Origin of the sequence: Pseudomonas ceruminis (assembly GCF_021602025.1) — a bacterium.
In the GTDB taxonomy this organism is placed as follows: Bacteria; Pseudomonadota; Gammaproteobacteria; order Pseudomonadales; family Pseudomonadaceae; genus Aquipseudomonas; species Aquipseudomonas ceruminis.
On the sequence record NZ_BQHW01000095.1, the window covers coordinates 1 to 255 of the forward strand.

Here is a 255-nt window from a genome sequence, read left to right on the forward strand (position 1 = left end):
CCGCGGGCAACATCTCCACCGCGGGCAATGTCACTGCACCGGATATCGATGGCGGCGACACCACCCCACCAGCTGCACCTACCGACTTGGTGATTGGCCTGGCCGGTCAGCAAATCAGCGGCCGTGGCGAAGTAGGCGCCACGGTGCAAGTACGCGATGGCGCAGGCAACGTGCTGGCTACCGGTACCGTAGGTGCCGATGGGACCTTCCAGCTCACCTTGAATCCGGCAGTGAAGGATGGCTCGTCGCTGCAAG

Annotated in this window: 1 protein-coding gene; it reads left to right on the plus strand. The window is 63.9% G+C overall.

Annotation, left to right across the window (positions count from 1 at the left end):
- On the plus strand, positions 1–255 hold a 255-nt coding region (locus tag L6D80_RS29965), incomplete at both ends, for an Ig-like domain-containing protein (RefSeq protein ID WP_236183119.1).